Annotated in this window: 20 protein-coding genes and 1 tRNA gene; 14 read left to right on the plus strand and 7 right to left on the minus strand. The window is 71.2% G+C overall.

The annotated features are described in order from the left end of the window. Positions 1-109: 109 nt before the first annotated feature. Positions 110-1,765 (plus strand): SDR family NAD(P)-dependent oxidoreductase, encoded by a 1,656-nt coding sequence (locus AC5677_RS32880; protein ID WP_497191519.1) that lies wholly within the window; start codon positions 110-112, stop codon positions 1,763-1,765. A gap of 30 nt (positions 1,766-1,795) precedes the next feature. Here AC5677_RS32880 and AC5677_RS32885 read toward each other — a convergent pair whose 3' ends face one another. Both AC5677_RS32885 and AC5677_RS32890 read right to left on the minus strand, forming a co-directional pair. Then, positions 1,796-3,676 carry an ATP-binding protein gene (locus AC5677_RS32885; protein ID WP_497191520.1) on the minus strand — a complete coding sequence of 627 codons (1,881 nt, stop codon included), beginning with the start codon at positions 3,674-3,676 and terminating at the stop codon, positions 1,796-1,798. After that, a complete protein-coding gene (locus AC5677_RS32890; RefSeq protein WP_497191521.1) occupies positions 3,673-5,076 on the minus strand; it encodes a DUF2201 family putative metallopeptidase in 1,404 nt (467 codons plus the stop codon). The genes AC5677_RS32885 and AC5677_RS32890 overlap by 4 nt, the downstream gene beginning before the upstream one ends. A gap of 117 nt (positions 5,077-5,193) precedes the next feature. Between AC5677_RS32890 and AC5677_RS32895 the strand changes: the two genes are divergently transcribed. Then, positions 5,194-5,961 (plus strand): hypothetical protein, encoded by a 768-nt coding sequence (locus AC5677_RS32895; RefSeq protein ID WP_497191522.1) that lies wholly within the window; start codon positions 5,194-5,196, stop codon positions 5,959-5,961. 251 nt (positions 5,962-6,212) lie between these two features. Here AC5677_RS32895 and AC5677_RS32900 read toward each other — a convergent pair whose 3' ends face one another. Together AC5677_RS32900 and AC5677_RS32905 are read right to left on the minus strand one after the other, a co-directional pair. Further along, positions 6,213-8,651, minus strand: coding sequence for a Tex family protein (locus AC5677_RS32900; RefSeq protein ID WP_497191523.1), 2,439 nt, complete (start codon positions 8,649-8,651; stop codon positions 6,213-6,215). Positions 8,652-8,816: 165 nt separating this feature from the next. Beyond that, positions 8,817-9,686: an SCO6745 family protein gene (locus AC5677_RS32905; RefSeq protein WP_497191524.1), complete on the minus strand. Its 870-nt coding sequence runs from the start codon at positions 9,684-9,686 to the stop codon at positions 8,817-8,819. A 227-nt stretch (positions 9,687-9,913) separates the two neighbouring features. On the opposite strand from AC5677_RS32905, the gene AC5677_RS32910 reads away from it, so the two are divergent. Together AC5677_RS32910 and AC5677_RS32915 are read left to right on the plus strand one after the other, a co-directional pair. Then, complete coding sequence (locus tag AC5677_RS32910; protein ID WP_497191525.1) at positions 9,914-10,879, plus strand: GlxA family transcriptional regulator; 966 nt, start codon at positions 9,914-9,916, stop codon at positions 10,877-10,879. Between the two features lie 259 nt (positions 10,880-11,138). After that, the gene (locus tag AC5677_RS32915) at positions 11,139-11,780 is read left to right on the plus strand and encodes a DJ-1/PfpI family protein (protein ID WP_497191526.1); all 642 of its coding nucleotides are present in this window, start codon (positions 11,139-11,141) and stop codon (positions 11,778-11,780) included. A gap of 15 nt (positions 11,781-11,795) precedes the next feature. Here the strand turns inward: AC5677_RS32915 and AC5677_RS32920 are convergent, their stop codons facing one another. After that, positions 11,796-12,566: an enoyl-CoA hydratase/isomerase family protein gene (locus AC5677_RS32920; protein ID WP_497191527.1), complete on the minus strand. Its 771-nt coding sequence runs from the start codon at positions 12,564-12,566 to the stop codon at positions 11,796-11,798. Positions 12,567-12,620: 54 nt separating this feature from the next. On the opposite strand from AC5677_RS32920, the gene AC5677_RS32925 reads away from it, so the two are divergent. The 3 genes from AC5677_RS32925 (at position 12,621) to AC5677_RS32935 (ending at position 15,261) form a co-directional block, all read left to right on the plus strand. Then, entirely contained in the window at positions 12,621-14,279 is a 1,659-nt protein-coding gene (locus tag AC5677_RS32925) for an ABC-F family ATP-binding cassette domain-containing protein (protein ID WP_497191528.1), read from the plus strand. A 67-nt stretch (positions 14,280-14,346) separates the two neighbouring features. Further along, positions 14,347-14,420: transfer RNA gene (locus AC5677_RS32930), tRNA-Met, on the plus strand. A gap of 349 nt (positions 14,421-14,769) precedes the next feature. Beyond that, complete coding sequence (locus tag AC5677_RS32935) at positions 14,770-15,261, plus strand: ATP-binding protein (RefSeq protein ID WP_497191529.1); 492 nt, start codon at positions 14,770-14,772, stop codon at positions 15,259-15,261. Here AC5677_RS32935 and idi read toward each other — a convergent pair. Next, positions 15,236-15,847: an isopentenyl-diphosphate Delta-isomerase gene (gene idi / locus AC5677_RS32940; RefSeq protein ID WP_497191530.1), complete on the minus strand. Its 612-nt coding sequence runs from the start codon at positions 15,845-15,847 to the stop codon at positions 15,236-15,238. The two genes, AC5677_RS32935 and idi, sit on opposite strands and share 26 nt — an antisense overlap. A 526-nt stretch (positions 15,848-16,373) precedes the next feature. Continuing rightward, on the minus strand, positions 16,374-16,574 hold the full coding sequence (locus AC5677_RS32945) for a hypothetical protein (RefSeq protein WP_497191531.1): 201 nt from the start codon (positions 16,572-16,574) through the stop codon (positions 16,374-16,376). On the opposite strand from AC5677_RS32945, the gene AC5677_RS32950 reads away from it, so the two are divergent. The 7 genes from AC5677_RS32950 (at position 16,515) to AC5677_RS32980 (ending at position 23,443) form a co-directional block, all read left to right on the plus strand. After that, positions 16,515-18,203, plus strand: coding sequence for a DUF5941 domain-containing protein (locus AC5677_RS32950; RefSeq protein ID WP_497196844.1), 1,689 nt, complete (start codon positions 16,515-16,517; stop codon positions 18,201-18,203). The two genes, AC5677_RS32945 and AC5677_RS32950, sit on opposite strands and share 60 nt — an antisense overlap. Then, complete coding sequence (locus tag AC5677_RS32955) at positions 18,200-18,937, plus strand: phosphocholine cytidylyltransferase family protein (protein WP_238576330.1); 738 nt, start codon at positions 18,200-18,202, stop codon at positions 18,935-18,937. The genes AC5677_RS32950 and AC5677_RS32955 overlap by 4 nt, the downstream gene beginning before the upstream one ends. After that, positions 18,925-19,986 carry an iron-containing alcohol dehydrogenase family protein gene (locus AC5677_RS32960; RefSeq protein ID WP_497191532.1) on the plus strand — a complete coding sequence of 354 codons (1,062 nt, stop codon included), beginning with the start codon at positions 18,925-18,927 and terminating at the stop codon, positions 19,984-19,986. Before AC5677_RS32955 ends, AC5677_RS32960 begins: the two co-directional genes overlap by 13 nt. Next, positions 19,964-20,743 carry a CDP-alcohol phosphatidyltransferase family protein gene (locus AC5677_RS32965; RefSeq protein ID WP_497191533.1) on the plus strand — a complete coding sequence of 260 codons (780 nt, stop codon included), beginning with the start codon at positions 19,964-19,966 and terminating at the stop codon, positions 20,741-20,743. Before AC5677_RS32960 ends, AC5677_RS32965 begins: the two co-directional genes overlap by 23 nt. Positions 20,744-20,757: 14 nt before the next feature. Further along, the gene (locus AC5677_RS32970) at positions 20,758-21,630 is read left to right on the plus strand and encodes a glycosyltransferase family 2 protein (protein ID WP_497196845.1); all 873 of its coding nucleotides are present in this window, start codon (positions 20,758-20,760) and stop codon (positions 21,628-21,630) included. Positions 21,631-21,708: 78 nt separating this feature from the next. Beyond that, entirely contained in the window at positions 21,709-22,638 is a 930-nt protein-coding gene (locus AC5677_RS32975; protein ID WP_497191534.1) for an ABC transporter permease, read from the plus strand. Beyond that, complete coding sequence (locus AC5677_RS32980; RefSeq protein WP_497191535.1) at positions 22,631-23,443, plus strand: ABC transporter ATP-binding protein; 813 nt, start codon at positions 22,631-22,633, stop codon at positions 23,441-23,443. The genes AC5677_RS32975 and AC5677_RS32980 overlap by 8 nt, the downstream gene beginning before the upstream one ends. Positions 23,444-23,475: the final 32 nt, after the last annotated feature.

The following is a 23,475-nucleotide window of genomic DNA, read 5'->3' on the forward strand; positions in this document are numbered from 1 at the left end:
TCCGCCCGAGCTGCCCGTCATCCGGCGAACCCGTGTCGAGGTCCCGTTCCGGCAGCTCGCATAGGGTGATCATTGGGCAAGGGGCAACAGCGCGTCACGGGGGTGGGCCATGCGGACTGAGGTGGACACAGGGGGCGCGGCCGGGGCGGTGGAGTCCGACACGGTCGGCGAGGACGCCGCGGTTTCCGTTGGCGGCACCGTCGCCCGAGACGACGCTGCCGCCACCGGAGACGACCCGGCGGCCATCGCGGGCGGCGCCGCCATCACCGACGACGAACTCATCGCCTTCGACCGCACGATCGCACGGCTGCGGGTGCTGCCCCTCGACGACCCCAGGCGGGTACGGGCGGAGCGGGCCGCGGGGACGCTCGTACGGGAAGCCCGGATGACCCGGCGCAAGGAGCGCAAGCGGCGGCAGGCCGTGGCCGACGCCGCCGTACTGGCCGCCACGGCCACCGGCGCGCCGGAGCGGCGCGAGGACACCGCCCTGGACCAACAGGCCAGTACCGGCGGGGAGTTGCTCCGCCCGCGCCGCTGCTACGTCTGCAAAGCGCTCTACCGGCGGACCGACTCCTTCTATCACCTGCTCTGTCCCGCGTGTGCCCGCGACAACGCCGCGCGCCGCGCGCTCCGTACGGATCTGACCGGGCGCCGGGTGCTGCTCACCGGCGGCCGGGTCAAGATCGGCTTCCAGTTGGCGCTGATGATGCTGCGCGACGGCGCGGAGCTGCTGGTCACCAGCCGGTTTCCGCGGGACACCCGGCGCCGGTTCGAGGCCGCGCCGGGCAGCGCGGACTGGCTGGGCCGGCTCACCGTCGTCGGTATCGATCTGCGCGACCCCCGCCAGGTGCTCGGGCTGTGCCAGGCGCTGCGCGAGGAGGGCCGCCCGCTGGACATCCTCGTCAACAACGCGGCGCAGACCATCCGCCGGACGCCCGCGTCGTATGCGCTGCTGACGGCGGGGGAGCGGGGCGAACTGCCGGACGGGATACGCCTTGCGCCCGGTTTCCGTACGGACCTCGCGCTGATGGACCGGCAGCAGGCCGGGGCGCTGGGGCTCGTACCGCGGGCCGAGCCGGAGCCCGGGACCGTGATGGCACCCGAGCCCGCAGCCGTACCCGTGCCCGGGACCGTGATGGCACCTGAGCCCGCAGCCGTGCCCGTGCCCGGGACCGCGGTCGCGCCCGAGCCCGCAGCCGTACCCGAGGCCGTACCCGCCGCGCCGCCTGCTCCGGCGGCGGAGCTCGCCGTCGACGAGGCCGGTCTGTTGCCCGACGCCTCGCCCGCCAACTCCTGGACCGTCCGCCTCGGGGACCTGGACCCCGCCGAGCTGCTGGAGACCCAGCTCGTCAACGCCCTCGCGCCCACCCTCCTCTGCGATCGCCTGCTGCCCCTGCTGCTCGCCTCGCCGCACCCCCGCCGCTATGTGGTGAATGTGAGCGCCGTCGAGGGACGCTTCGCGGTCCACAAAAAGACCGGCCGCCATCCGCACACCAATATGGCCAAGGCCGCCCTGAACATGCTCACCCGCACCAGCGGACCCGAACTCGCCGCCCACGGCCTCCACATGTGCAGCGTCGACACCGGCTGGATCACCGATGAGAACCCGCTGCCCATCAAGGACCGGAGCGCACGGGCCGGGTTCCGTACGCCCCTGGACGTCGTCGACGGCGCGGCCCGCGTCTACGACCCGATAGTGCGCGGCGAGGCGGGCGACCCGGTCTCCGGCGTCTTCCTCAAGGACTACCGGGAAGCCGACTGGTAGCGCAGAACGGCGACGCCCGGCCGCCCCGCCTCACTGCCGGGGTATCCGCGCGAACGTCTCGATCCAGAACCGCTGTGCCTCGTTCGACGCGCCGACCAGGTACGTGGAGCGCAGCTTCGGCGGCAGCAGCGGCAACAACCGGACCACCGCATCCTGGTGCGCCCTGAGCTGCGACAACTCGGCGTTGGCCAGGATCTGGTGGACCAGATCGCTGTCGTTGGACCCCTCGCTCGACTCGGCCGCCGCCGTACGCAGCCGCTCCTCCCATGTGTCGATGCCGTCGGCCAGCTCCCGCAGCCCGGTGACCGGACGATCGCTGAGCCGGTCGATCAGGGCGCTCAGCGGCACCGGGGCGTACTCGCCGTCGCCCAGATACACCATGCCCATCTCCAGGGGCAGCCCCCGCTGGTGGAGCTTGATCAGCCGCTCGATGGTGCGCTTGGTGATCCAGGCCCGGCCGTCCTCGTCGATGTCGTGCTTCCACCACTCCAGGACCGTCTCGGCGACCGCGCCGTACTTCGCGATCAGCCACTCATTGGCCGGGATGTCCGCGGGCTCGATCGTCAGCGATGCGGTGAAACGGGTCGCCTGCGCGATGTTGTTTCGGGCGACCATGAGCTTGCGGCCGAGGTGGTACGGCGGATTCTGTACCGCGATCTGCGCCCGCAGATTCTCGATCTCCCGACCCGCCAGCGACCACTCCTGAGTGATCTCCATCAGCTTCGCGAACGCCGCCTTGTCCTTGGGGCGGTTGTACTCGTCCCAGACGATCACCTTCGGATCCGGCCCGAGGAACGGCCCTGCCAGGAGGTTGTCCAGCGATCCGTCGGTGGTCGGAATCGGCGCACAGAGGTCCTCGACATTGGTCACCGGCATGGAGAAGTACAGCGGCTCGCGCCCGTCCAGCCCCTCCCGCACCGTTTCCCGCACCAGTTCCGTCTTGCCGCATCCGGGCGGCCCCTGCAGCAGCACCGACCAGCGATTGCGCAGCGCCGCGCGGACGACGGAGCGGACCGGATCCGGGATCGTCGCGGGATTGGCCGCGCCGACCGCCGCGGCGATCCCGTCCAGGATCTCCGCCGTACGGTCCTTGCCGGGCTTGCCGTCCCCGCGCTGCGCGCGCAGCCGCAGCCGCTCGCCGTTGACCAGCGGCAGCCCCCAGCGCAGCGGGAACCCCTCGCGGGCATTGGCCAGGATGTGATCGATGGTGCGGGGCGAGAGCATCTCGCGCAGCTCCGGCCCGAGGGCCGCCCAGGCGGTGAACACCTCGCGCAGATTCCACTCGGAGTACTTCGCCGCCAGCTTGTACCGCCAGGACGTGTCATTGGCGGTGATACGGATCGTCACCATCCGGTCGAGCACGGCCAGATCGCTGCGCCGGGCCGCCGTCTCCGCCAGCGATTCATTGTCCGTCAGGAAGACACCGATGCAGCCGAGCGCCCGCAGGTCGTGCTCGCCCAGCGTCCAGTTGCAGGCGATCTGCATCAGCTGCGACTGGATCGTCGACCCGGCCTGCAACGAGTCGTCGATCAGCAGCACGAACGGCTTACCGGGGCGCAGCTGGCTCATCACCAGCTGACGCAGTACCAGCTCCCCCGTTGCGGCGTCGCGCACCGGGGCGTTGGCGAGCAGATCGTCGGGCGTGAGATTGGCGGCCGGCACAAAGACCAGCTCGGCGTCCGGATACGCCGTGGGCAGATGGGAGAAGAACGTGGCGGTCTTGCCGATGCCGTGCTCGCCGAAGATCTGGCCGGTCTGCCCCATGTCGATCATCGCGTCGATGAACGACTCCAGCCGGGAGACACCCGTCCAGCCCTCGGGTGCCTTCGGGTACGTGGCGTTCGCCCGCCAGCGCGTCTTTTCGCCGCCGATGGCCGGCCCCGGCCTCGTGGTCTGCATGGTCGCGCTCATCGCTCTCCTGTCGTCACCCGGTGGCAGGCCATCTGCGGGGTGTGGTTGTCGGGCCAGTCGTCGCCGCCCTCGGTGATCAGCCAGATCCACTTGTCCGGCTCGGCGGGGGTGATGTGCGGTGCATAGCCGTCGGTGAGCATCACCACCGCGTCCGGTATCTCGTCGAACTGCTGCCCGTCGACCGCCGTACGGCCCTCGATGTAATCGGCCACGGCCTGGAAGCTCGTGCCCCCGCCGCCGTACACCCGCTCGCCGGGCCGGAACGGCATCACCACGCCGTCGAACGACAGCCAATGAGCCGAGACCCCGTCGATCTCGCCGACCAGCCGCGTCAGCCAGTCCACCACCCCGGCGGGCATCGACCCCGAGGTGTCGTAGGCGATCACCAGGACCTTCTCGCGCTCCGGCCCGCGCCGCGACAGCATCGGGTCGTGGCCCAGCGCGGCCAGCAGCGCGCCGCGCTTCTTCGGATAGACCAGCCGCTCGCCCTCCCGCAGCTTCGATGCGAGGACGTCGACGAGCCAGCGCTGCCACCAGTCGACCTTGCCGGTCCGTGCGGTCTCGCCGCGCAGCACCCCCGCACCCAGCCGCCCCCACACCCGGCTCGCATGCTCCGACGTCCCGTCCGTACGGTCCATCAGGTCGAGCAACTCCTGTTCCGCGCCCGGGTGTCCGCGGCGCGCGGCCAGCAAGGTGTTGAGCAGCGCGGAAGAGGCGGCTCCGTCGACGGTCTCCTGATCCGCCCCCGCCGTGGGGTCGTCCAGATGCACACATGCCGACGTCCGGACCGGCTGCTGCTTCATCCGCTTCAGCTCGCGGAACACGCTCATGTCCGTCTCGACGAAGTCGTCGTAGGAGACCGGCTCCAGACCCTGGTCCGTCAGATCGGCGACATAGTCCCGGTGGACCTCGCGGGGGTCCACGCCCACCGGGCTGCCGTCCAGCACCGGGAGCTGCCCGCGGCCCAGCCGTACGAGCGCGACATGATTGATGGCGACCTCCGCGGCAAGCGTGAAGGCCGGATCCTCGCGCAGCTCCGGATCGGCGAACAGATGGCGGTGCACCAGATGCCGCGCCTCGTGGAAGAGGACGAACTTCACGCCGTCCAGGCCCAGTCGGACGAAGAAGTCCGGGTTGTAGAGCAGCGGGCAGGTGCCGTCACCCGAGGCCACCACGGCGGCGGTCGCTACGGCCGTCGTCGGGATCTGATGATGGCACTTCGCGTAGATCCACGACGCGACCACGGAATCCGTCAGCCCGAAATCCAGCAGCGCGGCCTCCTTCAGCCGACGCGCCTCCTCCACCACCGCCGGCTCCGCCGGCTGCCGGCGCTCCAGCGCCCGCCGGTCGGTCAGATCGACCACCGGCCGGTGCCCCACCGTTTTCGTGCCGTGCCGCATGCGCCACCACCCCCGTTCTCAGCTGCTCCTATTCGTATCAGCAGGCACTGACAACGGATCATGACGACCGCGGCGAATCCGCTCGCCGGCCCGTGCGGCCCCGCCTACGTTGAGCCGATGACCTACCGACTCGACTCCGTCATCGGCGACTTCGACCGATTGCGGACCTGGGCCTCCGAGGTGCGGTACGCGGTGGTCGCGCCGCTCCACCAGCGCAAGGGGCTGATACCGCTCACCGGGCCGCTCCGGGACGAGCTGCCGCACCTCCCGGCCGAGGCGTCACGGGTCGGGCCGATCGCTCATGTGAAGGCGGACTTCTGGGCCGGCAGTGGGACCCGGACCGCGTCGGTGTGGCGAGCCGGCGCGCAGGTGTGGGGGCCGGAGCGCACCTCGGCATTCACCGGCCCACGGGACGCCTGGCCGATCAACGCCGCCCTCGCCCGGCTCGGAGTGGTGTCGACGCGCGGCGCCGAGGAGCCCGACCACTACGACCTTTTCCTGGAAGTGGGCCTCGGTCAGGCGCGGGACGAGGAGGACTGGCGCCACGCCGCGAGCGAGGCCCATGGGGCGACGCACTACGACGCGTGGGAAGAGTGTCTGCGGGCGGCGCGTGCCGCGGCGGAGCGCGAGGCCGCGGAGCGCGCCGAGTACGAGAAGCTGCCGGACGTGCCGGTCGCCCTGAACGGCAAGGAGATCATGGCTCTGCTCGGCATACCGCAGAGCCGCATGATCGGCGCGGCCCTGCGCCACCAGCAAGAACTCCACCTCGCACGGGGCTCGCTGTCCCCGGAGGACGCCGCGGCCGCACTGTGGCAACGGGCCGCGAAGCACGGCCTGACCGGTGGTCAGGATGGCCGGGACCGGTCCAGGACGGCAGGTCCCTGACGGGGCAGCAGCCGGGCGTGGTGGGGCAGCCGGGCGCGGTGGGGTGTGGTCGAACGGATCCCGTGGGGGCGTCCCTTAGGGGGTGCGGGCGCCCCTTGCGGGCCACAACGCGGCTGGGTGCGGCGGATATTCCCGTGATGGGCAGGCGGGGGCCGGGCGCGGGCCGGGCGGGCGGCGGAGGCATCGCCCCCGCCGCCCGCCCGCCCGCGAGGCAGCCGTCAGCCCCGCCCGCTTGCTCGTAACGCCGACGCCTACCGCCGCCCGCCCTCCTTGCCCAGCAGCCCGGCCCGCCGCAGCGCATCGGCCATCGCGTCATTGGCCGGCCCGGCCTCGCGACCGCCGCCCCGGCGGTCCCCGCCGCGTCCCGCGCCGCCGCCCTGCCGCGGCCGCGGCGCACCGCCCCGGCCGCCGCCCTCGCGCGGACCGCCGCCGCGGCGCTCGCCACCCCCACGGCGTTCGCCGCCGCCCGCCGATGCACCCTTGCCGTGCTCGTCGTCCAGCCGCAGCGTCAGCGAGATCCGCTTCCGCGGAATGTCGACATCGAGCACCTTGACCCGCACGATGTCGCCCGGCTTCACCACATCCCGCGGGTCCTTCACGAACGTCTTCGACATCGCCGACACATGCACCAGCCCGTCCTGATGGACGCCCACGTCCACGAACGCCCCGAAGGCGGCGACGTTGGTCACCACGCCCTCCAGGAGCATCCCCGGCTGCAGATCGCCGATCTTCTCCACGCCGTCCTTGAAGGTCGCCGTCTTGAAGACCGGACGCGGGTCGCGGCCCGGCTTCTCCAGCTCCTGGAGGATGTCGTTGACCGTCGGCAGACCGAAGGAGTCGTCGACGAAGTCCGTGGCGTCGAGCGTCCGCAGCACGGTCGTGTTGCCGATCAGGGAACCGACCTCACCGCCCGCCGAAGCGACCATCCGGCGCACCACCGGATACGCCTCCGGGTGCACGCTGGACGCGTCCAGCGGGTCGTCACCGCCCCGGATCCGCAGGAAGCCCGCGCACTGCTCGTACGCCTTCGGGCCGAGCCGCGCCACATCCTTGAGGGCCTTGCGGGAGCGGAAGGGACCGTTCTGGTCGCGGTGCGCGACGATGTTCTCGGCCAGGCCCGAACCGATGCCCGACACCCGGGAAAGCAGCGGCGCGGAGGCGGTGTTGACGTCCACCCCGACGCCGTTCACACAGTCCTCGACCACCGCGTCCAGAGAGCGCGACAGCTTCAGCTCGGACAGGTCGTGCTGGTACTGGCCGACGCCGATCGACTTCGGGTCGATCTTGACGAGTTCGGCCAGCGGGTCCTGGAGCCGCCGGGCGATGGACACCGCGCCGCGCAGCGACACATCCATGTCGGGCAGTTCCTGCGAGGCGAACGCCGAGGCGGAGTACACCGAGGCGCCCGCCTCGGACACCATCACCTTCGTCAGCTTCAGCTCGGGCTGCGCGGCGATCAGATCGGCCGCCAGCTTGTCGGTCTCGCGGGAGGCGGTGCCGTTGCCGATCGCGATCAGCTCGACGTGGTGCTCGCGCGCCAGCTTCGCCAGCGTGGCCAGCGAGGCGTCCCACTTCTGCTGCGGCACGTGCGGGTAGATGGTGTCGGTGGCGGCCACCTTGCCCGTCGCATCGACCACGGCGACCTTCACACCCGTACGGAAACCGGGGTCCAGGCCCATCGTGGCGCGCGTCCCGGCGGGCGCCGCCAGCAGCAGATCGCGCAGGTTCGACGCGAAGACCCGGACCGCCTCGTCCTCGGCGGCCTGCCGCAGCCGCAGCCGCAGATCGATCCCCAGATGCACCTGGACGCGGGTGCGCCACGCCCAGCGGACCGTGTCCTGCAGCCACTTGTCGGCCGGGCGGCCCCGGTCGGCGATGTCGAAGCGGCGCGCGATGGACCGCTCGTACGAGCTGGGGCCCTCGGTCGCGGCCGACGGGGCCTCCGGCTCCAGCGCGAGCTCGAGGATCTCCTCCTTCTCGCCGCGGAACATGGCCAGCACCCGGTGGGAGGGCAGCTCGGTGAACGGCTCGGCGAAGTCGAAGTAGTCGGCGAACTTCGCGCCGGCCTCCTCCTTGCCCTCGCGCACCTTCGCCGCGACCTGTCCGCGCGTCCACATCCGCTCGCGCAGCTCGCCGATCAGGTCGGCGTCCTCACTGAACCGCTCGGTCAGGATGGCCCGCGCGCCCTCCAGGGCGGCGGCCGCATCGGCGACCCCCTTGCCCTCGTCCACGAAGGCCGCGGCGGCCGCGGCCGGCTCCACCGACGGATCGCCCAGCAGCCCGTCGGCCAGCGGCTCCAGACCCGCCTCCCGCGCGATCTGCGCCTTCGTGCGCCGCTTGGGCTTGTAGGGGAGGTAGATGTCCTCCAGTCGCGCCTTGGACTCGGCGCCCCGGATCTGCGCCTCCAGGGCGGCGTCCAATTTGCCCTGGGACCGAACGGATTCCAGGATCGCGGTCCGCCGCTCCTCCAGCTCCCGCAGATAGCGCAGCCGTTCCTCGAGCGAGCGCAGCTGCGCGTCGTCGAGCATCTCGGTGGCTTCCTTGCGGTAGCGCGCGATGAACGGGACGGTCGAGCCGCCGTCGAGCAGTTCGACCGCGGCCTTGACCTGCCGCTCCTTGACGCCGAGTTCCTCGGCGATCCTCGCTTCGAGGGACCCGAGAGACCCGGTGGACACAGTGGATGCCGTCACGTTGATCCTGCCCCGCCTTCCAGCGCTTGCTTGAGCCTGCATTGTGCCGGGTGGGGGGCCGGACTGTCGCGCCGCCCAGCCGTGCGCGCCGGGGTGTGAGAAGGCGCACGCACACCCCGGCGACGCGTTATCACACGCCGATGCGCCGACCGGCCGGGCGCCGGGTCACTTGCCGAACATCTCCGCGGGGTAGGCGCCGGCACTCAGGAGGGCGGTGGCGAAACCGGTCGCGAGCTCGGTGAGCCGGGCCACGCCCTCGGCACCCAGGTGCTCGTACGGCGCCCGGTCCAGCTGGTCCGTCGTCCGCTCCAGGTCCTTGCGCAGCTGGACACCGGCCTCGGTCAACTCGCCCTCGGCGTCCAGGAGGCCGCGGCCGCGCAGCCGCTCCTGGGCGGCCTGCCAGTCCGCCTCCTGCCAGCCGCGGGTCGCCATCACGCCCCGGTAGCTCATGCCGCGACCGCTGGCGGTGTGGCTGACCAGCGCCTCCAGGCCGTCGAGTCCGGCGTCGAGCAGCGCTGTCAGGTGGCCGTCGCCGCGGTGTTCACGCAGCAGCGTCGCGGCGTGCCAGTAGGCCAGGTGAGGGGCGTCCGGCACCGGGAGGTCGGCATGCGCGGCGTACAGCGGCCGGGCCTGGCGGGCGCAGCCCTCGGCGGCGCGCAGCGCCAGCTCGGCCGCCTCCGCCATCTCCGGGGACTCCATGACCGCGTCCCCGAGCAGCCGGCGCAGGGTGGTGTCGGCCGCGCGCAGCCGGGCCTCCAGTACGGCCTCCGGGGTGGCGACCGACCAGACGTGCGGTACGTGCTGCGCGATGAGGTCGTGGTTGAAGTTGTAGAAGGTGGCGGCGATGGTGCCGGGGCCCACCGCGCCCATGGCGGCGCTCCGCGCGGCGAAGTAGGCGGCCCCGCGGTTGTCGATGCCGATCTTGGCGAGTTCGGCGGCGAACTCCGGTGCGAAGTAGTGCGTCGAGTGGTACGTGTTGATGACGCTTTGACACTGACGTCCGGCGTTCTCGGGCAGTGCGCTCGTAGAGGTCATGGGAGCAGGTTACCGACCGCTTGGTATGGCTACGCCGCGGCCCCGGTTCCCGTGGGCGTGGCAGGGCATGGCGCGTCCTGGCAGACCACGGCAGGCCATGGCAGGGCATGCCACCGGGCGATGGCAGTCCGGTCCGCGGCAGTCCGGTACGTGGCAGTCCGGTACGTGGCAGAAAAGGTGGGAAATTCGTCATTGCCGCCATCGCGCCCGCTGTCCAGGATGGAGGCATGGAACAGCGCAATGTGCTCGTTGTCCTCTTCGACGACCTGCAGAGCCTTGACGTCAGCGGGCCGGTCGAGGTCCTCAGCGGCGCCAACGTCCGCACCCCGGGCGCCTACCGCATCCGTACGGCAAGCCTGGACGGCGGCCCGGTCCGTACCTCCAGCGGGCTGACGCTCACCCCGGACCTCGCGCTCGCCGACGCGGAGGCGCCGCACACCCTCCTCGTGCCCGGCGGCAACGGCACCCGCGCCCCCGACCCCCGGCTGATCGACTGGCTGCGGACACAGGCGCCCCGCGCCCGGCGGAAGGTCTCGGTGTGCACGGGGGCGCTGCTGCTCGCCGAGGCCGGTCTGCTCGACGGGCGCCGCGTGACCACCCACTGGTCGCTGTGCGACACCCTGGCGCGCCGGTTCCCCGCCGTCCGCGTCGAACCGGAGCCGATCTACGTACGGGACGGCGACCTGGTCACCTCCGCGGGCGTCACGGCCGGGATCGACCTGGCGCTGGCCCTGGTGGAGGAGGACCACGGGCGGGACCTCGCGCTGACGATCGCCCGCCACCTTGTCGTCTTTCTGCGCAGGCCCGGCAACCAAACCCAGTTCAGCGCCCAACTCGCCGTCCAGACCGCCGAGCGGCGCCCGCTGCGTGACGTCCAGCAGTGGATCACCGAGAACCCGGCGGCAGATCTGTCCGTCGACGCCCTCGCGGCGCGCGCCGGACTGTCGCCGCGGCACTTCGCCCGCGCGTTCCGCGAGGAGGTCGGGATGACGCCGGGACGCTATGTCGACCGCACCCGCCTGGAGGCCGCCCGACGGCGCCTGGAGGACAGTGCCGACGGCATCGAGGAGGTCTCCCGACACTGCGGCTACGGCACCCCCGAGGCCATGCGCCGTGCGTTCGTACGCGTGCTGGGCGCCGCACCGGCCGAATACCGCCGCCGCTTCCAGCCGTCCCCTGCGCCGGTGAGCTGAGCGGCGGCGCCGCTGGACGAGCGGTGCCCCTGAGCAGGCGGTGCCGCTGAACAGGCGGTGCCCCTGGACGGGCTGAACCGCCGTAGCCGTACCGCTACCTGGCCGTACCCGTACGGGGCGGTCGAACGGAACCCGTAGGGGATGCGGGCGCCCCCCACGGGGCCCACAACGTGGCCGGGCCAGGCGGTATTCCCGTGCTGCGCAACCACCAACTGCCAACCACCAACAGCCGGCTGCCAACCACCCAAAGGAGCCCCACATGCAGATCGCGATCCTTCTCTACGACCGCTTCACCACCCTGGACGCCGTCGGCCCGTACGAGACGCTCAGCCGGCTGCCGGGCGCCGAGACGGTGTTCGTCGCCGAGCGCACCGGCACCTACCGCAACGACCTGAACTCCCTGGGCCTGGTCGCCGATGCCGCACTGGCCGACGTCACCGCGCCCGACATCCTCGTCGTGCCCGGCGGCTGGCAGATCGCACAGATGGACAACGAACCGCTCCAGGAGTGGATCCGCGTCGTGGACGCCCACACCACCTGGACCACCTCGGTGTGCACCGGTTCGCTGATCCTCGGCGCCGCGGGCCTCCTCAAGGGACGCCGGGCGACCTCCCACTGGCTGGCCCTCGACCAGCTGCCCGGATTCGGTGCCGAGCCGACCGGGGAGCGGGTGGTCTTCGACGGCAAGTACGTCACGGCGGCCGGTGTCTCCTCCGGGATCGACATGGGGCTGACGCTGGTGGGCCGGATCGCCGGGGACACCCTGGCCCAGGCGATCCAGCTCGGCATCGAGTACGACCCGCAGCCGCCCTACGACGCGGGCTCCCCCGACAAGGCCCCGGCCGAGGTCACCGCGCTGATGCGGGAGCGTGGCCGCTTCGTGCTGGCCGGGGAGGAGTAGGCACCGCCGCGCCGCTCACCCCGCGTGCCAGGTGAAGCGCGGCGCCCGGCGCTCCAGGAAGGCGGCGGCACCCTCCACGGTGTCGCCGCTCTCGCGCGCCTGCGCCGCCCAGTACGCGCCCCGCTCCTCGGCGTCGGCGGGCAGGACGTCCCAGGTGCCGCCCGCCAGTTCCTTCGCCGCGGTCTGCGTCAGCAACGACCGGCCGGCCAGTACGGCGGCGAAGTCCGTGACCCGCTTGTCCAGCTCGCCCTCGGGCAGTACCTCGTCCACCAGCCCGGTCCGCAGCGCCCGTGCACAGTCGATCAACTCCCCGGAAAAGAGCAGGTACTTGGCGGCCGAGGGTCCCACCAGCCGCACCAGCCGCCGGGTGGCGGACGCCGGATAGACGACCCCCAGCTTCGCCGGTGTCACCCCGAACAGCGCCCCCTCCTCCGCGAACCGCAGATCGCAGGCGGCCGCCAACTGGCAGCCGCCCCCCACGCAGTACCCGCGTATCGCCGCCAGCGTCGGCCCCGGGAAGGCCGCCAGCGCCTCCTCGGCCGCCACCGCAAGCCCCTGCGACTCACCCGACGCGTCCCGCAGCGACCCGATGTCCGCCCCCGCGCAGAACGTCCCGCCCTCACCCGTCAGCACCAGCTGCCGTACGGCACGGTCGCCCGAAAGCCGCTCCAGCAGCGGCGGCAGATCCCGCCACATCTGGACGGTCATCGCATTCCGCTTGCCGGTGTTGCTGATGGTGACGGTCGCCGTGCCGTCGCTGACATGCGTCTTCAGAGCCGGTTCCATGTCCCGGATATTAGAGCGACCCATCAGGGGCGGCCCGATACGATCGGCGGCCTGATGTCAGCAACTCTTGTCGCCAAAGACCTCGCCGCCGGCCACGGCGAGCGCGTCCTGTTCTCCGGTCTCGATCTGGTCGTCGCCCCCGGCGATGTGATCGGCCTCGTCGGCGCAAACGGCGCGGGCAAGTCCACTCTGCTGCGCCTGCTGGCCGGCCTGGACACCCCGGAGGAGGGCAAGCTCGCGCTCAGCCCGCCCGCCGCCACCGTCGGTCACCTCCCGCAGGAGCCCGACCGCCGCCCCGGAGAATCCGTCCGGGCGTTCCTCGCCCGCCGCACCGGCGTCGCCGATGCCCAGCGCATCCTGGACGCCACCACCCAGGCGCTGGTCGAGGAGCGGCCCGGCGCGGACGACGAGTACGCCGTCGCCCTCGAGCGCTGGCTCGCGCTGGGCGCCGCCGACCTCGACGAACGCGCTGAGGAGACCGCCGCCCAGCTCGGCCTCACGGTCAGCCTCGACCAGCCGATGACCTCCCTGTCCGGCGGCCAGGCCGCCCGCGCCTCGCTCGCCTCACTGCTGCTCTCCCGCTACGACATCTTCCTGCTGGACGAGCCGACCAACGACCTCGATCTGGACGGCCTGCGCCGGCTGGAGTCCTTCGTCACCGGGCTGCGCGCCGGCACGGTCCTGGTCAGCCACGACCGCGAGTTCCTGACCCGTACGGTGAACCGCGTCGTCGAGCTCGATCTCGCCCAGCAGCAGGTCAACACCTACGGCGGCGGCTACGCCTCCTACCTGGAGGAGCGCGAACGGGCCCGGCGGCACGCCCGCGAGGAGTACGAGGAGTACGCGGAGACCAAGGCCGCCCTGGAAACGCGCGCGCACACCCAGCGCAACTGGATGGAGAAGGGCGTCAGGAACGCCCGCCGCAAGGCCCCCGACAACGACAAGATCGCCCGCAAGGGCCGGGTCGAGGCCACCGAGAAGCAGGCCGCCAAGGCCAAGCAGACCCAACGCCTGATCGACCGCCTCGATGTCGTCGAGGAGCCGCGCAAGGAGTGGGAGCTGCGGATGGAGATCGCCGCGGCGCCCCGGGCCGGCGCGGTGGTGGCCACCCTCCGCGGCGCCGAGGTCCGCCGCGGCGACTTCCGCTTCGGCCCGGTGGACCTCCAGATCGACTGGGCCGACCGGGTCGCCATCACGGGCCCCAACGGCTCCGGCAAGTCCACCCTGCTCGCCGCCCTCCTCGGCCGGCTCCCCCTGGACGAGGGCCACGCCGCGCTGGGCCCCGGCGTCGTGGTCGGCGAGATCGACCAGGCGCGCGGCCAGCTCTTCGGCGGCCGCGGCCTCGGCGACGAGCCCCTGATGGACACCTTCCGGGCCTGCGTACCGGACCTGTCGCCCGCCGACGTCCGCACCCTGCTCGCCAAGTTCGGCCTGAAGGCGGCGCATGTGCTGCGCCCGGCGCGCACCCTCTCGCCGGGGGAGCGCACCCGCGCCGCGCTGGCCCTCCTCCAGGGCCGCGGGGTCAACCTCCTCGTCCTCGACGAGCCCACCAACCACCTCGACCTTCCGGCCATCGAACAGCTGGAGTCGGCGCTCGCCACGTACCCGGGCACGCTGCTGCTGGTCACGCACGACCGGCGGATGCTGGAGGCGGTCCACACCACGCGCCGCATCGAGGTCGAGGCCGGCCGGATCACCGACCGCGCGGTGTGAGCCGGGCCACCCCTCCGGCAAACGATTTGGTCCCGCGGCGGACGACCCGTAATGTGGTGTTCACCGACGCGGGGTGGAGCAGCTCGGTAGCTCGCTGGGCTCATAACCCAGAGGTCGCAGGTTCAAATCCTGTCCCCGCTACTCCTCAAGACAGCAGGTCCGGTGCTCAGGCACCGGGCCTGCTGTCGTATGCCGGCCCGCGGGAGCGGTTCGCGAAGGTTCCCGGCCGACGACGGGCCTTCGTCCGGCCGAGGCGCGAAAAGTGGCCGGATCCGGTCCCTGAGCCGAGGAAGGGCGACGGCCGACCCGTCGTGGCGGGTACCGTTCGGTCGCCGTTTCCCTTCGTTCCTGGAACAAGGAATAAAGCGGACAGAAGCGGTCGCCGGGCCGATCGAGCCGCACTGCATCGGTCAGAAGGCGTCGATAAGTGCTGACTTGTGTTCAGCAGGCCGGTCCGGACCAATGCATTCTCAACACTCTTCCTGTGAGGATGCCTTCCGGACCCCCCGCAGAACCCCCCGAGGAGCTGACCTCCCCGCTCGCGCACGAAGGTGCCTGGCGCTTCATCGCCCCGGCGCTGGAGTCGTCGGTGCCGCAGGCGCGCCACGCGGTACGGGATCTGCTCGGCGAACAGCGTGTGCCGGTCGCCGCCGATGTCATGGACGGTCTGCTGCTGATCGTCTCCGAACTCGTCACCAACGCCGTCCAGCACGCCGCCCTGCTCTCGCCCCAGATCGTCGTACAGCTGACGATCGGGGCGAACTGGCTGCGGGTCGCGGTCGAGGACAACCACCCCTACCGCCCCAAGGCGCTCGAAGCGGACGAGGGGGACCTCGGCGGCCGCGGTCTGTGGCTCGTCAAGGCACTGACCGCGGAGGCGGGCGGCAAGTGCGACGTCGAGCACACCGCGAACGGCGGCAAGGCCATCTGGGCCGAGCTGCCCCTCGTCCCGCCCGCTACCAGCCCGCCGACTTCCCTGTGAGCTCGCGGACCGCCGGGCGCGCCGCGTCCAGCACGGTCATGAACCACGCGGAGAACGGCGCCTGAGAATGCCGCTCCGCCAGCTCCTCCGGCGTCACGAACGCGATCTCGCCGATCTCCTCGGGGTCGGGCGTGGGCTCGGCCCGCACCAGCCCGACGAACAGGTGGTTGTACTCCTGCTCCACCAGCCCGGAGGCCGGATCGGGGTGGTTGTAGCGCACCGTACCGGCCTCGGCCAGCAGCGTCGGCGCCAGGCCCAGCTCCTCCGCGGTGCGCCGGGCCGCGGCCGCGAACGGCGTCTCGCCCGGGTACGGGTGCCCGCAGCAGGTGTTGGACCACACGCCGGGGGAGTGGTACTTCGACAGGGCCCGGCGCTGCAGCAGCAGCCGGCCCTTCTCGTCGAAGAGGAAGACCGAAAACGCCCGGTGCAGCTGTCCGGGGGGCTGATGGGCGGCGAGCTTCTCCGCGGTGCCGATCGTTTTGCCGTCCTCGTCGACCAGCTCCAGCATGATCGGTACGGCGGGGCCGTCCGCTGTGCTCGCCGCCTGGATCCCGGCGGTCTGTCCGTTGGCAGGTGTGATCGGCATGCCCATCCTTGTCGTCGGTCTTCCCCGCCAAGTCTGCCCCACCTGCAGGCACATCAGACGCACAGCGAGCCAGGTCGTGTGCGGTGCCGCGGTGTTTACCGGGTGCGGCTCGGGGTGCGGAGGGGTCTCCGGAAACGTGTTCGATTGCAAAACGATCACGCGTCGTCGGTGCGGCCGGCCGTGAGAGGGGCCACAGCGGCCGGCCCGCGCATGGCACTCGCCACAGCCGCCCCGGCACAACCCGTACCACCCGTGACCAGCCCACTCATAACCGGCACCGGATCGAGCCCCAGGTCAGGACGGCAGTTGTTCATGGACCGTCCGATCCACCATGATGATCGCGGCAGGCGCAGCCGTCGGTCACTCGATCGTGCGGTGAATGCGCGGTGAACGGCCGCATCCGGCGATCCGATAGCCTCTGCCGACGTGCCACCCAGCCCCTCCGGGCGGCCAGGTGTGCCACGCCCGCTGCCCGGGTAGTTCGTATCGAATGCGGATCGATTGCGGACCGTCCCGTGCTGCCTTGTCAGCATCCAAGGAGTGAGTTCGTCTGTCGACCGCCATCCTCACCGGTCCGCCGGTCGCCGGGTCGCCGCTCGAAGCCGACCTGCGCACGCTGGGTTTCGACGTCCGTACGGCGAACGATGCCACCGCGGCCGCCGAGCTGATCGCCGCCGCGCCCGCCCAGGAGCGGGTCGCCGTCGTCGACCCGCGTTTCGTCGGACATCTGCACGCCCTGCGGCTGGCACTGACCGACCCCCGCTTCCCGGCCGCCGCCGTCCCCGGGGCGCTCACCGCGCAGCCCGAGGCGCGCGCCGCGCTGGTGAAGGCGGTCGGCAAGATCCCGGTCGGCGCCGGAACCGCCCACCTCACCGACGTCCTGACCGAGACCCTCACCGAGTCCCTGGACCGCGAGGACATCGGCCTGCACCGCGTCGAGCTGGGCAGTCTCGTCGCCACCGTCGCGCTCACCCCGGCGCAGCGCGAGGACGCGCAGGAGGCCGTCGCCGCGGTCGACGACGAGGCCGTACGGCTGCGCACCGCCGTGAAGTCCCGCGACGGGTTCTTCACCACCTTCTGCATCAGCCCGTACTCCCGCTACCTCGCCCGCTGGTGCGCGCGCCGCGGGCTCACCCCCAACCAGGTCACCACCGCCTCCCTGCTCACCGCGCTGATCGCGGCGGGCTGCGCGGCCACCGGGACCCGCGGCGGCTTCATCGCCGCAGGCCTCCTCCTTCTCTTCTCCTTCGTCCTGGACTGCACGGACGGGCAGCTCGCCCGCTACTCGCTCCAGTACTCGACGATGGGCGCCTGGCTCGACGCCACCTTCGACCGGGCCAAGGAATACGCGTACTACGCGGGGCTCGCGCTCGGCGCGGCACGCGGCGGCGACGACGTATGGGCGCTGGCGCTCGGCGCGATGGTGCTGCAGACCTGCCGCCATGTCGTCGACTTCGCCTTCAACGAGGCCAATCACGACGCGACGGCCAACACCAGCCCCACCGCCGCGCTCTCCGACAAGCTCGACAGCGTCGGCTGGACGGTCTGGGTACGCCGGATGATCGTGCTGCCCATCGGCGAACGCTGGGCCATGATCGCCGTGCTCACCGCGTTTACCACGCCGCGCATCGTTTTCTACGCCCTGCTCATCGGCTGCGCCCTGGCCGCCTGCTACACCACGGCCGGCCGGGTGCTGCGCTCGCTGACCCGCCGGGCCCGGCGCACCGACCGCGCCGCCCAGGCGCTCGCCGACCTCGCCGACTCCGGGCCGCTCGCCGAGCTGATCGCCCGCGGCGCCCGCGGCCGCGCCCGTACCGGTTCCTATCTGGCGCCCGCTATGGCGTTTCTCTCGGCCGCGGTGCTGCTGGTGTGGGTGATCTTCGAGGACGACCCCGCCTCCTGGCTGACCGTCGGCGTCGCCCTCTGCTCCGCCCTGCTGGCCGGTGCGGCCGTGTCCCGCCCGCTCAAGGGCGCCCTCGACTGGCTCGTGCCGCCCTTCTTCCGCGCCGGCGAATACACCACGATCCTCGTTCTGGCGGCCCGGTCGGACGTGCCCGGAGCGCTGCCCGCGGCGTTCGGGCTGGTCGCGGCCGTCGCCTACCATCACTACGACACCGTCTACCGCATCCGCGGTGGCACCGGGGCGCCGCCGCGGTGGCTGGTCCGGGCAACCGGCGGACACGAAGGACGCGTCCTCCTAGTGACCGTCCTGGCCGCCGCGCTGTCCCCCTCAGGTTTCACAATCGCGCTCACGGCTCTTGCCGTGGTCCTGGCGCTGCTGGTGCTCATCGAGAGCATCCGCTTCTGGGTCTCTTCCGGAGCACCCGCCGTACACGATGAAGGAGAACCCGCATGATCGGCCTCGTGCTGGCAGCCGGCGCCGGACGGCGTCTGCGCCCCTACACCGACACCCTGCCCAAGGCTCTGGTGCCGGTCGACGGCGACACGACCATCCTGGACCTGACCCTCGGCAACTTCGCCGAGATCGGCCTGACCGAGGTGGCGATCATCGTCGGCTACCGCAAGGAAGCCGTCTACGAGCGCAAGGAGGCCCTGGAGCAGAAGTACGGCCTCAAGCTCACCCTCATCGACAACGACAAGGCCGAGGAGTGGAACAACGCCTACTCCCTGTGGTGCGGCCGTGACTCCATCAAGCACGATGTGATCCTTGCCAACGGCGACACCGTGCACCCGGTCTCCGTCGAGAAGACCCTGCTCGCCGCCCGCGGCAACGGCCAGAAGATCATCCTCGCCCTCGACACGGTCAAGCAGCTGGCCGACGAGGAGATGAAGGTCATCGTGGACCCCGAGAAGGGCGTCCAGCGCATCACCAAGCTGATGGACCCGGCCGAGGCCACCGGCGAGTACATCGGCGTCACCCTCATCGAGGGCTCCGCCGCCGAGGAGCTGGCCGACGCGCTCAAGACCACCTTCGAGCGCGACCCCGACCTCTACTACGAGGACGGCTACCAGGAGCTGGTCAACCGCGGCTTCAAGGTGGACGTGGCGCCGATCGGCGACGTCAAGTGGGTCGAGATCGACAACCACGACGACCTCGCGAAGGGCCGTGACATCGCATGCCAGTACTGACCCGCCTCATTCCGTCCCCGGTCGTCGTCGACATCAACGCCGGCGCCCTGGACGACCTGGCGGGCCTGCTGGCCGATCAGCGCATCTCCGCGTCCGGCAAGCTCGCCATCGCGATCAGCGGCGGCTCGGGGGCACGGCTGCGTGAGCGGCTGTCCCCCGCGCTGCCGGGCGCCGAGTGGTACGAGGTCGGCGGCGGCACCCTGGACGACGCGATCAAGCTCGCCGACGACATGAAGAAGGGGCACTACGACGCGGTCGTGGGCCTCGGTGGCGGCAAGATCATCGACTGTGCCAAGTTCGCCGCCGCGCGGATCGGCCTGCCGCTGGTCGCCGTGGCGACGAACCTGTCGCACGACGGCCTGTGCTCGCCGGTCGCCACCCTCGACAACGACGCGGGCCGCGGCTCCTACGGTGTGCCGAACCCGATCGCCGTGGTGATCGACCTCGACATCATCCGCGAGGCCCCGGTCCGGTTCGTCCGCTCCGGCATCGGCGACGCGATCTCCAACATCTCCGCGGTCGCGGACTGGGAGCTCTCCCACCGCGAGACCGGAGAGGCGATCGACGGACTGGCCGCCGCCATGGCGCGCCAGGCCGGCGAGGCCGTGCTGCGGCACCCCGGGGGAGTCGGCGACGACAACTTCCTCCAGGTGCTCGCCGAGGGCCTGGTCCTCACCGGCATCTCGATGTCGGTGGCCGGCGACAGCCGTCCGGCGTCCGGCGCCTGCCACGAGATCAATCACGCGCTCGACATCCTCTACCCCAAGCGCGCCGCGAGCCATGGCGAGCAGTGCGGCCTCGCCGCCGCGTTCGCCACGCATCTGCGCGGGGACAAGGAGACCCGTGACCTGATGGTCGAGGTGCTGCGCCGGCACGGTCTGCCGGTCACGCCCGACGAGATCGGCTTCACCGCCGAGGAATTCGTCGCGGCCGTCGAGTACGCACCCAAGACCCGCCCCGGGCGCTACACGATCCTGGAGCACCTCGACCTGTCCACCGACCAGATCAGGGACGCCTACGCCGACTATGCACAAGCCATCGGTAGCTGAACTCCGCCCGGTCGTTCACCCCCCGGGTGTGAAGGACCGGCGGAGCGGCGAGCACTGGGCCGGCCGGCTCTACATGCGCGAGCTCTCGCTGCGCATCGACCGGCACCTGGTGAACACGCGGGTCACGCCCAACCAGCTGACCTATCTGATGACCGTCTTCGGCGTGCTCGCCGCCCCGGCACTCCTGGTGCCGGGGATCGCGGGCGCCGTGCTCGGCGTGCTGATGGTCCAGCTCTACCTGCTGCTCGACTGCGTCGACGGCGAGATCGCCCGGTGGCGCAAGCAGTACTCGCTCGCCGGTGTCTGGATGGACCGCGTCGGCGCGTACCTCACCGACGCCGCCGTGCTCGTCGGCTTCGGCCTGCGCGCCGCCGACCTGTGGGGCTCGGGCCGGATCGACTGGCTGTGGGCCTTCCTCGGCACGCTGGCCGCCCTCGGCGCCATCCTGATCAAGGCGGAGACGGACCTGGTCGGCGTGGCCCGCGCGCAGAGCGGCAAGGAGCAGGTCAAGGAGACCGCGTCCGAGATGCGCTCGTCCGGTATGGCGCTGGCCCGCAAGGCCGCCGCGGCGCTGAAGTTCCACCGGCTGATCCTCGGGGTCGAGGCGTCCCTGCTCATCCTGGCCCTGGCGGTCGTGGACCAGATCCGGGGCGACCTGTTCTTCTCCCGTCTGGGCGTCGCCGTGCTCGCCGGCATCGCGCTCCTCCAGACCCTGCTCCATCTCGTGTCCATCCTCGCCTCCAGCAGGCTCAAGTGACGGGGGCGTCCCAGATGCGCGTCGGTGCGGTTGTTCTCACGATGGGCAACCGCCCCGACGAGCTGCGCGCGCTGCTGGACTCGGTCGCCAAGCAGGACGGCGAGCGAGTCGAGATCGTCGTCGTCGGCAACGGTTCGCCGCTGCCCGAGCTCCCCGAGGGCGTACGGACCGTCGAGCTGCCGGAGAACGTCGGCATCCCGGCGGGCCGCAACGTCGGCATCGAGGCGTTCGGGCCCGGCGGCAGCGAGGTCGACATCCTGCTCTTCCTCGACGACGACGGGCTGCTGGCCAAGGAGGACACCGCCGAGCTGTGCCGGACGGCGTTCGCCCAGGACCCCGAGCTCGGCATCATCAGCTTCCGGATCGCCGACCCGGACACCGGCGAGACCCAGCGCCGGCACGTACCGCGGCTGCGGGCCGCCGACCCGATGCGCTCCTCCCGGGTCACGACCTTCCTCGGCGGCGCCAATGCGGTCCGCACCAAGGTCTTCCAGGAGATCGGCGGGCTGCCCGACGACTTCTTCTACGCCCATGAGGAGACGGACCTGGCCTGGCGGGCGCTGAACGCGGGGTGGCTGATCGACTACCGGTCGGACATGCTGCTGCTGCACCCGACCATGGCCCCCAGCCGGCACGCGGTCTACCACCGGATGGTGGCCCGTAACCGTGTGTGGCTGGCCCGCCGCAATCTGCCCGCCCTGCTGGTTCCGGTCTACCTCGGCGTCTGGTTCCTGCTCACCTTGGCCCGTCGTCCTTCCTGGCCTGCGCTGCGGGTCTGGCTGGCCGGTTTCAAGGAGGGCTGGACCACCCCGTGCGGTGACAGGCGCCCCATGAAGTGGGCTACCGTTTGGCGACTGACCCGACTGGGCCGCCCTCCCGTCATCTGACAAGCTCGTATCCAAGAGCATCAGGCGCACTGCGGGGCGTGACCCCGGCAGCGCACATTGAGGACGAAAGTGTCAACTGTGAGCGAGACAACGCACGACAGTGCGGTCGCCATGAGTGCCCCGCCAGCTTCCGACGAAGGGCTCACTGCGGCCCAGCGGGCCCACAAGTACGGGCTCTCGCAGAGCGGGGCCCGCCCCGGTCTGCCGCAGTACGTCCGGGAGCTGTGGGAGCGGCGGCATTTCATCTCCGCCTTCGCCAGCGCCAAGCTGACGGCGCAGTACAGCCAGGCGAAGCTGGGCCAGGTCTGGCAGGTGGCGACGCCCCTGCTGAACGCGCTCGTGTACTACCTGATCTTCGGGCTGCTGATCGGTACGCGGAAGGGCATTCCCGACTTCGTCCCGTTCCTGGTGACCGGCGTCTTCATCTTCACCTTCACCCAGAGCTCGGTGATGGCCGGAACGCGGGCGATCTCCGGCAACCTGGGGCTGGTGCGGGCGCTGCACTTCCCGCGCGCCTGCCTGCCGATCTCGTTCTGCCTGATGCAGCTCCAGCAGCTGCTGTTCTCGATGGGCGTGCTGGTCATCATCCTGCTCGGCTTCGGGCAGATGCCGACCTGGTCGTGGCTGCTGATCTTCCCGGCGTTGCTGCTCCAGTTCGTCTTCAACACCGGCCTGGCGATGGTCATGGCCCGGCTCGGCAGTAAGACGCCCGACCTGGCGCAGCTGATGCCGTTCATCATGCGGACGTGGATGTATGCGTCCGGCGTGATGTTCAGCATCGACCTGATCCTCAAGGGCAAGGACGTCCCGCACTTCGTGGAGGTCCTGCTCAACGCCAACCCGGCCGCCGTCTACATCGACCTGATGCGCTTCGCGCTGATCGACAGCTTCACGCACGACAAGCTGCCGCCGCACGTGTGGGCGTTCGCCGCGGGCTGGGCGCTGCTGATGGGCGTCGCCGGCTTTGTGTACTTCTGGAAGGCTGAGGAGCGGTACGGACGTGGCTGACGTGGCTGAGGACAACAACGGCGTTCGGCCGACGGCGGCGGCGCAGGAGCGCGTGCCGACGGTGATCGCGGATGATCTGCACATCGTCTACCGGGTCTACGGCACCGGGGCGGGCAAGGGCAGCGCCACCGCGGCGCTCAACCGCATCATCCGCCGCAAGCCCTCCACGGGTGTGCGCGAGGTGCACGCGGTCAAGGGCGTCTCCTTCACCGCCTACCGGGGCGAGTCGATCGGTCTGATCGGCTCCAACGGCTCGGGCAAGTCGACGCTGCTCAAGGCGGTGGCGGGCCTGCTGCCGGCCGAGCGCGGCAAGGTCTACACGCACGGCCAGCCCTCGCTGCTGGGCGTGAACGCGGCGCTGATGAACGACCTGACCGGCGAGAAGAACGTCCTCCTCGGCGGCCTGGCCATGGGCATGTCCCGCGAGCAGGTACGCGAGCGCTACGACGGCATCGTCGACTTCTCCGGCATCAACGAGAAGGGCGACTTCATCTCGCTGCCGATGCGCACCTACTCCTCCGGTATGGCGGCACGGCTGCGGTTCTCCATCGCGGCGGCCAAGGACCACGACGTGCTGATGATCGACGAGGCGCTGGCCACCGGCGACCGGAAGTTCCAGAAGCGCTCCGAGGCCCGCATCCGCGAGCTGCGCAAGGAGGCCGGCACGGTCTTCCTGGTCAGCCACAACAACAAGTCGATCCGCGACACCTGTGACCGGGTGCTGTGGCTGGAGCGCGGTGAGCTGCTGATGGACGGCCCGACGGACGAAGTGATCAAGGCGTACGAGAAGGAGACGGGCAAATAGCCCGGACCCTTTGACCCAGCCCGCTCTCGAAG

The sequence above is a fragment of the Streptomyces sp. JLSY215 genome (assembly GCF_059682825.1).

Bases quoted from the DNA above. Each gene is read 5' to 3' on its own strand.
- AC5677_RS32880 (WP_497191519.1), top strand. From the start codon at position 110: ATGCGGACTGAGGTGGACACAGGGGGCGCGGCCGGGGCGGTGGAGTCC.
- AC5677_RS32885 (WP_497191520.1), bottom strand. From the start codon at position 3,676: ATGAGCGCGACCATGCAGACCACGAGGCCGGGGCCGGCCATCGGCGGC.
- AC5677_RS32890 (WP_497191521.1), bottom strand. From the start codon at position 5,076: ATGCGGCACGGCACGAAAACGGTGGGGCACCGGCCGGTGGTCGATCTG.
- AC5677_RS32895 (WP_497191522.1), top strand. From the start codon at position 5,194: ATGACCTACCGACTCGACTCCGTCATCGGCGACTTCGACCGATTGCGG.
- AC5677_RS32905 (WP_497191524.1), bottom strand. From the start codon at position 9,686: ATGACCTCTACGAGCGCACTGCCCGAGAACGCCGGACGTCAGTGTCAA.
- AC5677_RS32910 (WP_497191525.1), top strand. From the start codon at position 9,914: ATGGAACAGCGCAATGTGCTCGTTGTCCTCTTCGACGACCTGCAGAGC.
- AC5677_RS32915 (WP_497191526.1), top strand. From the start codon at position 11,139: ATGCAGATCGCGATCCTTCTCTACGACCGCTTCACCACCCTGGACGCC.
- AC5677_RS32920 (WP_497191527.1), bottom strand. From the start codon at position 12,566: ATGGAACCGGCTCTGAAGACGCATGTCAGCGACGGCACGGCGACCGTC.
- AC5677_RS32925 (WP_497191528.1), top strand. From the start codon at position 12,621: ATGTCAGCAACTCTTGTCGCCAAAGACCTCGCCGCCGGCCACGGCGAG.
- AC5677_RS32935 (WP_497191529.1), top strand. From the start codon at position 14,770: ATGCCTTCCGGACCCCCCGCAGAACCCCCCGAGGAGCTGACCTCCCCG.
- idi (WP_497191530.1), bottom strand. From the start codon at position 15,847: ATGCCGATCACACCTGCCAACGGACAGACCGCCGGGATCCAGGCGGCG.
- AC5677_RS32945 (WP_497191531.1), bottom strand. From the start codon at position 16,574: ATGTCCGACGAAACGCGGGTCGACGACGGCGACCCGCTCCTGGGCGGG.
- AC5677_RS32955 (WP_238576330.1), top strand. From the start codon at position 18,200: ATGATCGGCCTCGTGCTGGCAGCCGGCGCCGGACGGCGTCTGCGCCCC.
- AC5677_RS32960 (WP_497191532.1), top strand. From the start codon at position 18,925: ATGCCAGTACTGACCCGCCTCATTCCGTCCCCGGTCGTCGTCGACATC.
- AC5677_RS32965 (WP_497191533.1), top strand. From the start codon at position 19,964: ATGCACAAGCCATCGGTAGCTGAACTCCGCCCGGTCGTTCACCCCCCG.
- AC5677_RS32970 (WP_497196845.1), top strand. From the start codon at position 20,758: ATGCGCGTCGGTGCGGTTGTTCTCACGATGGGCAACCGCCCCGACGAG.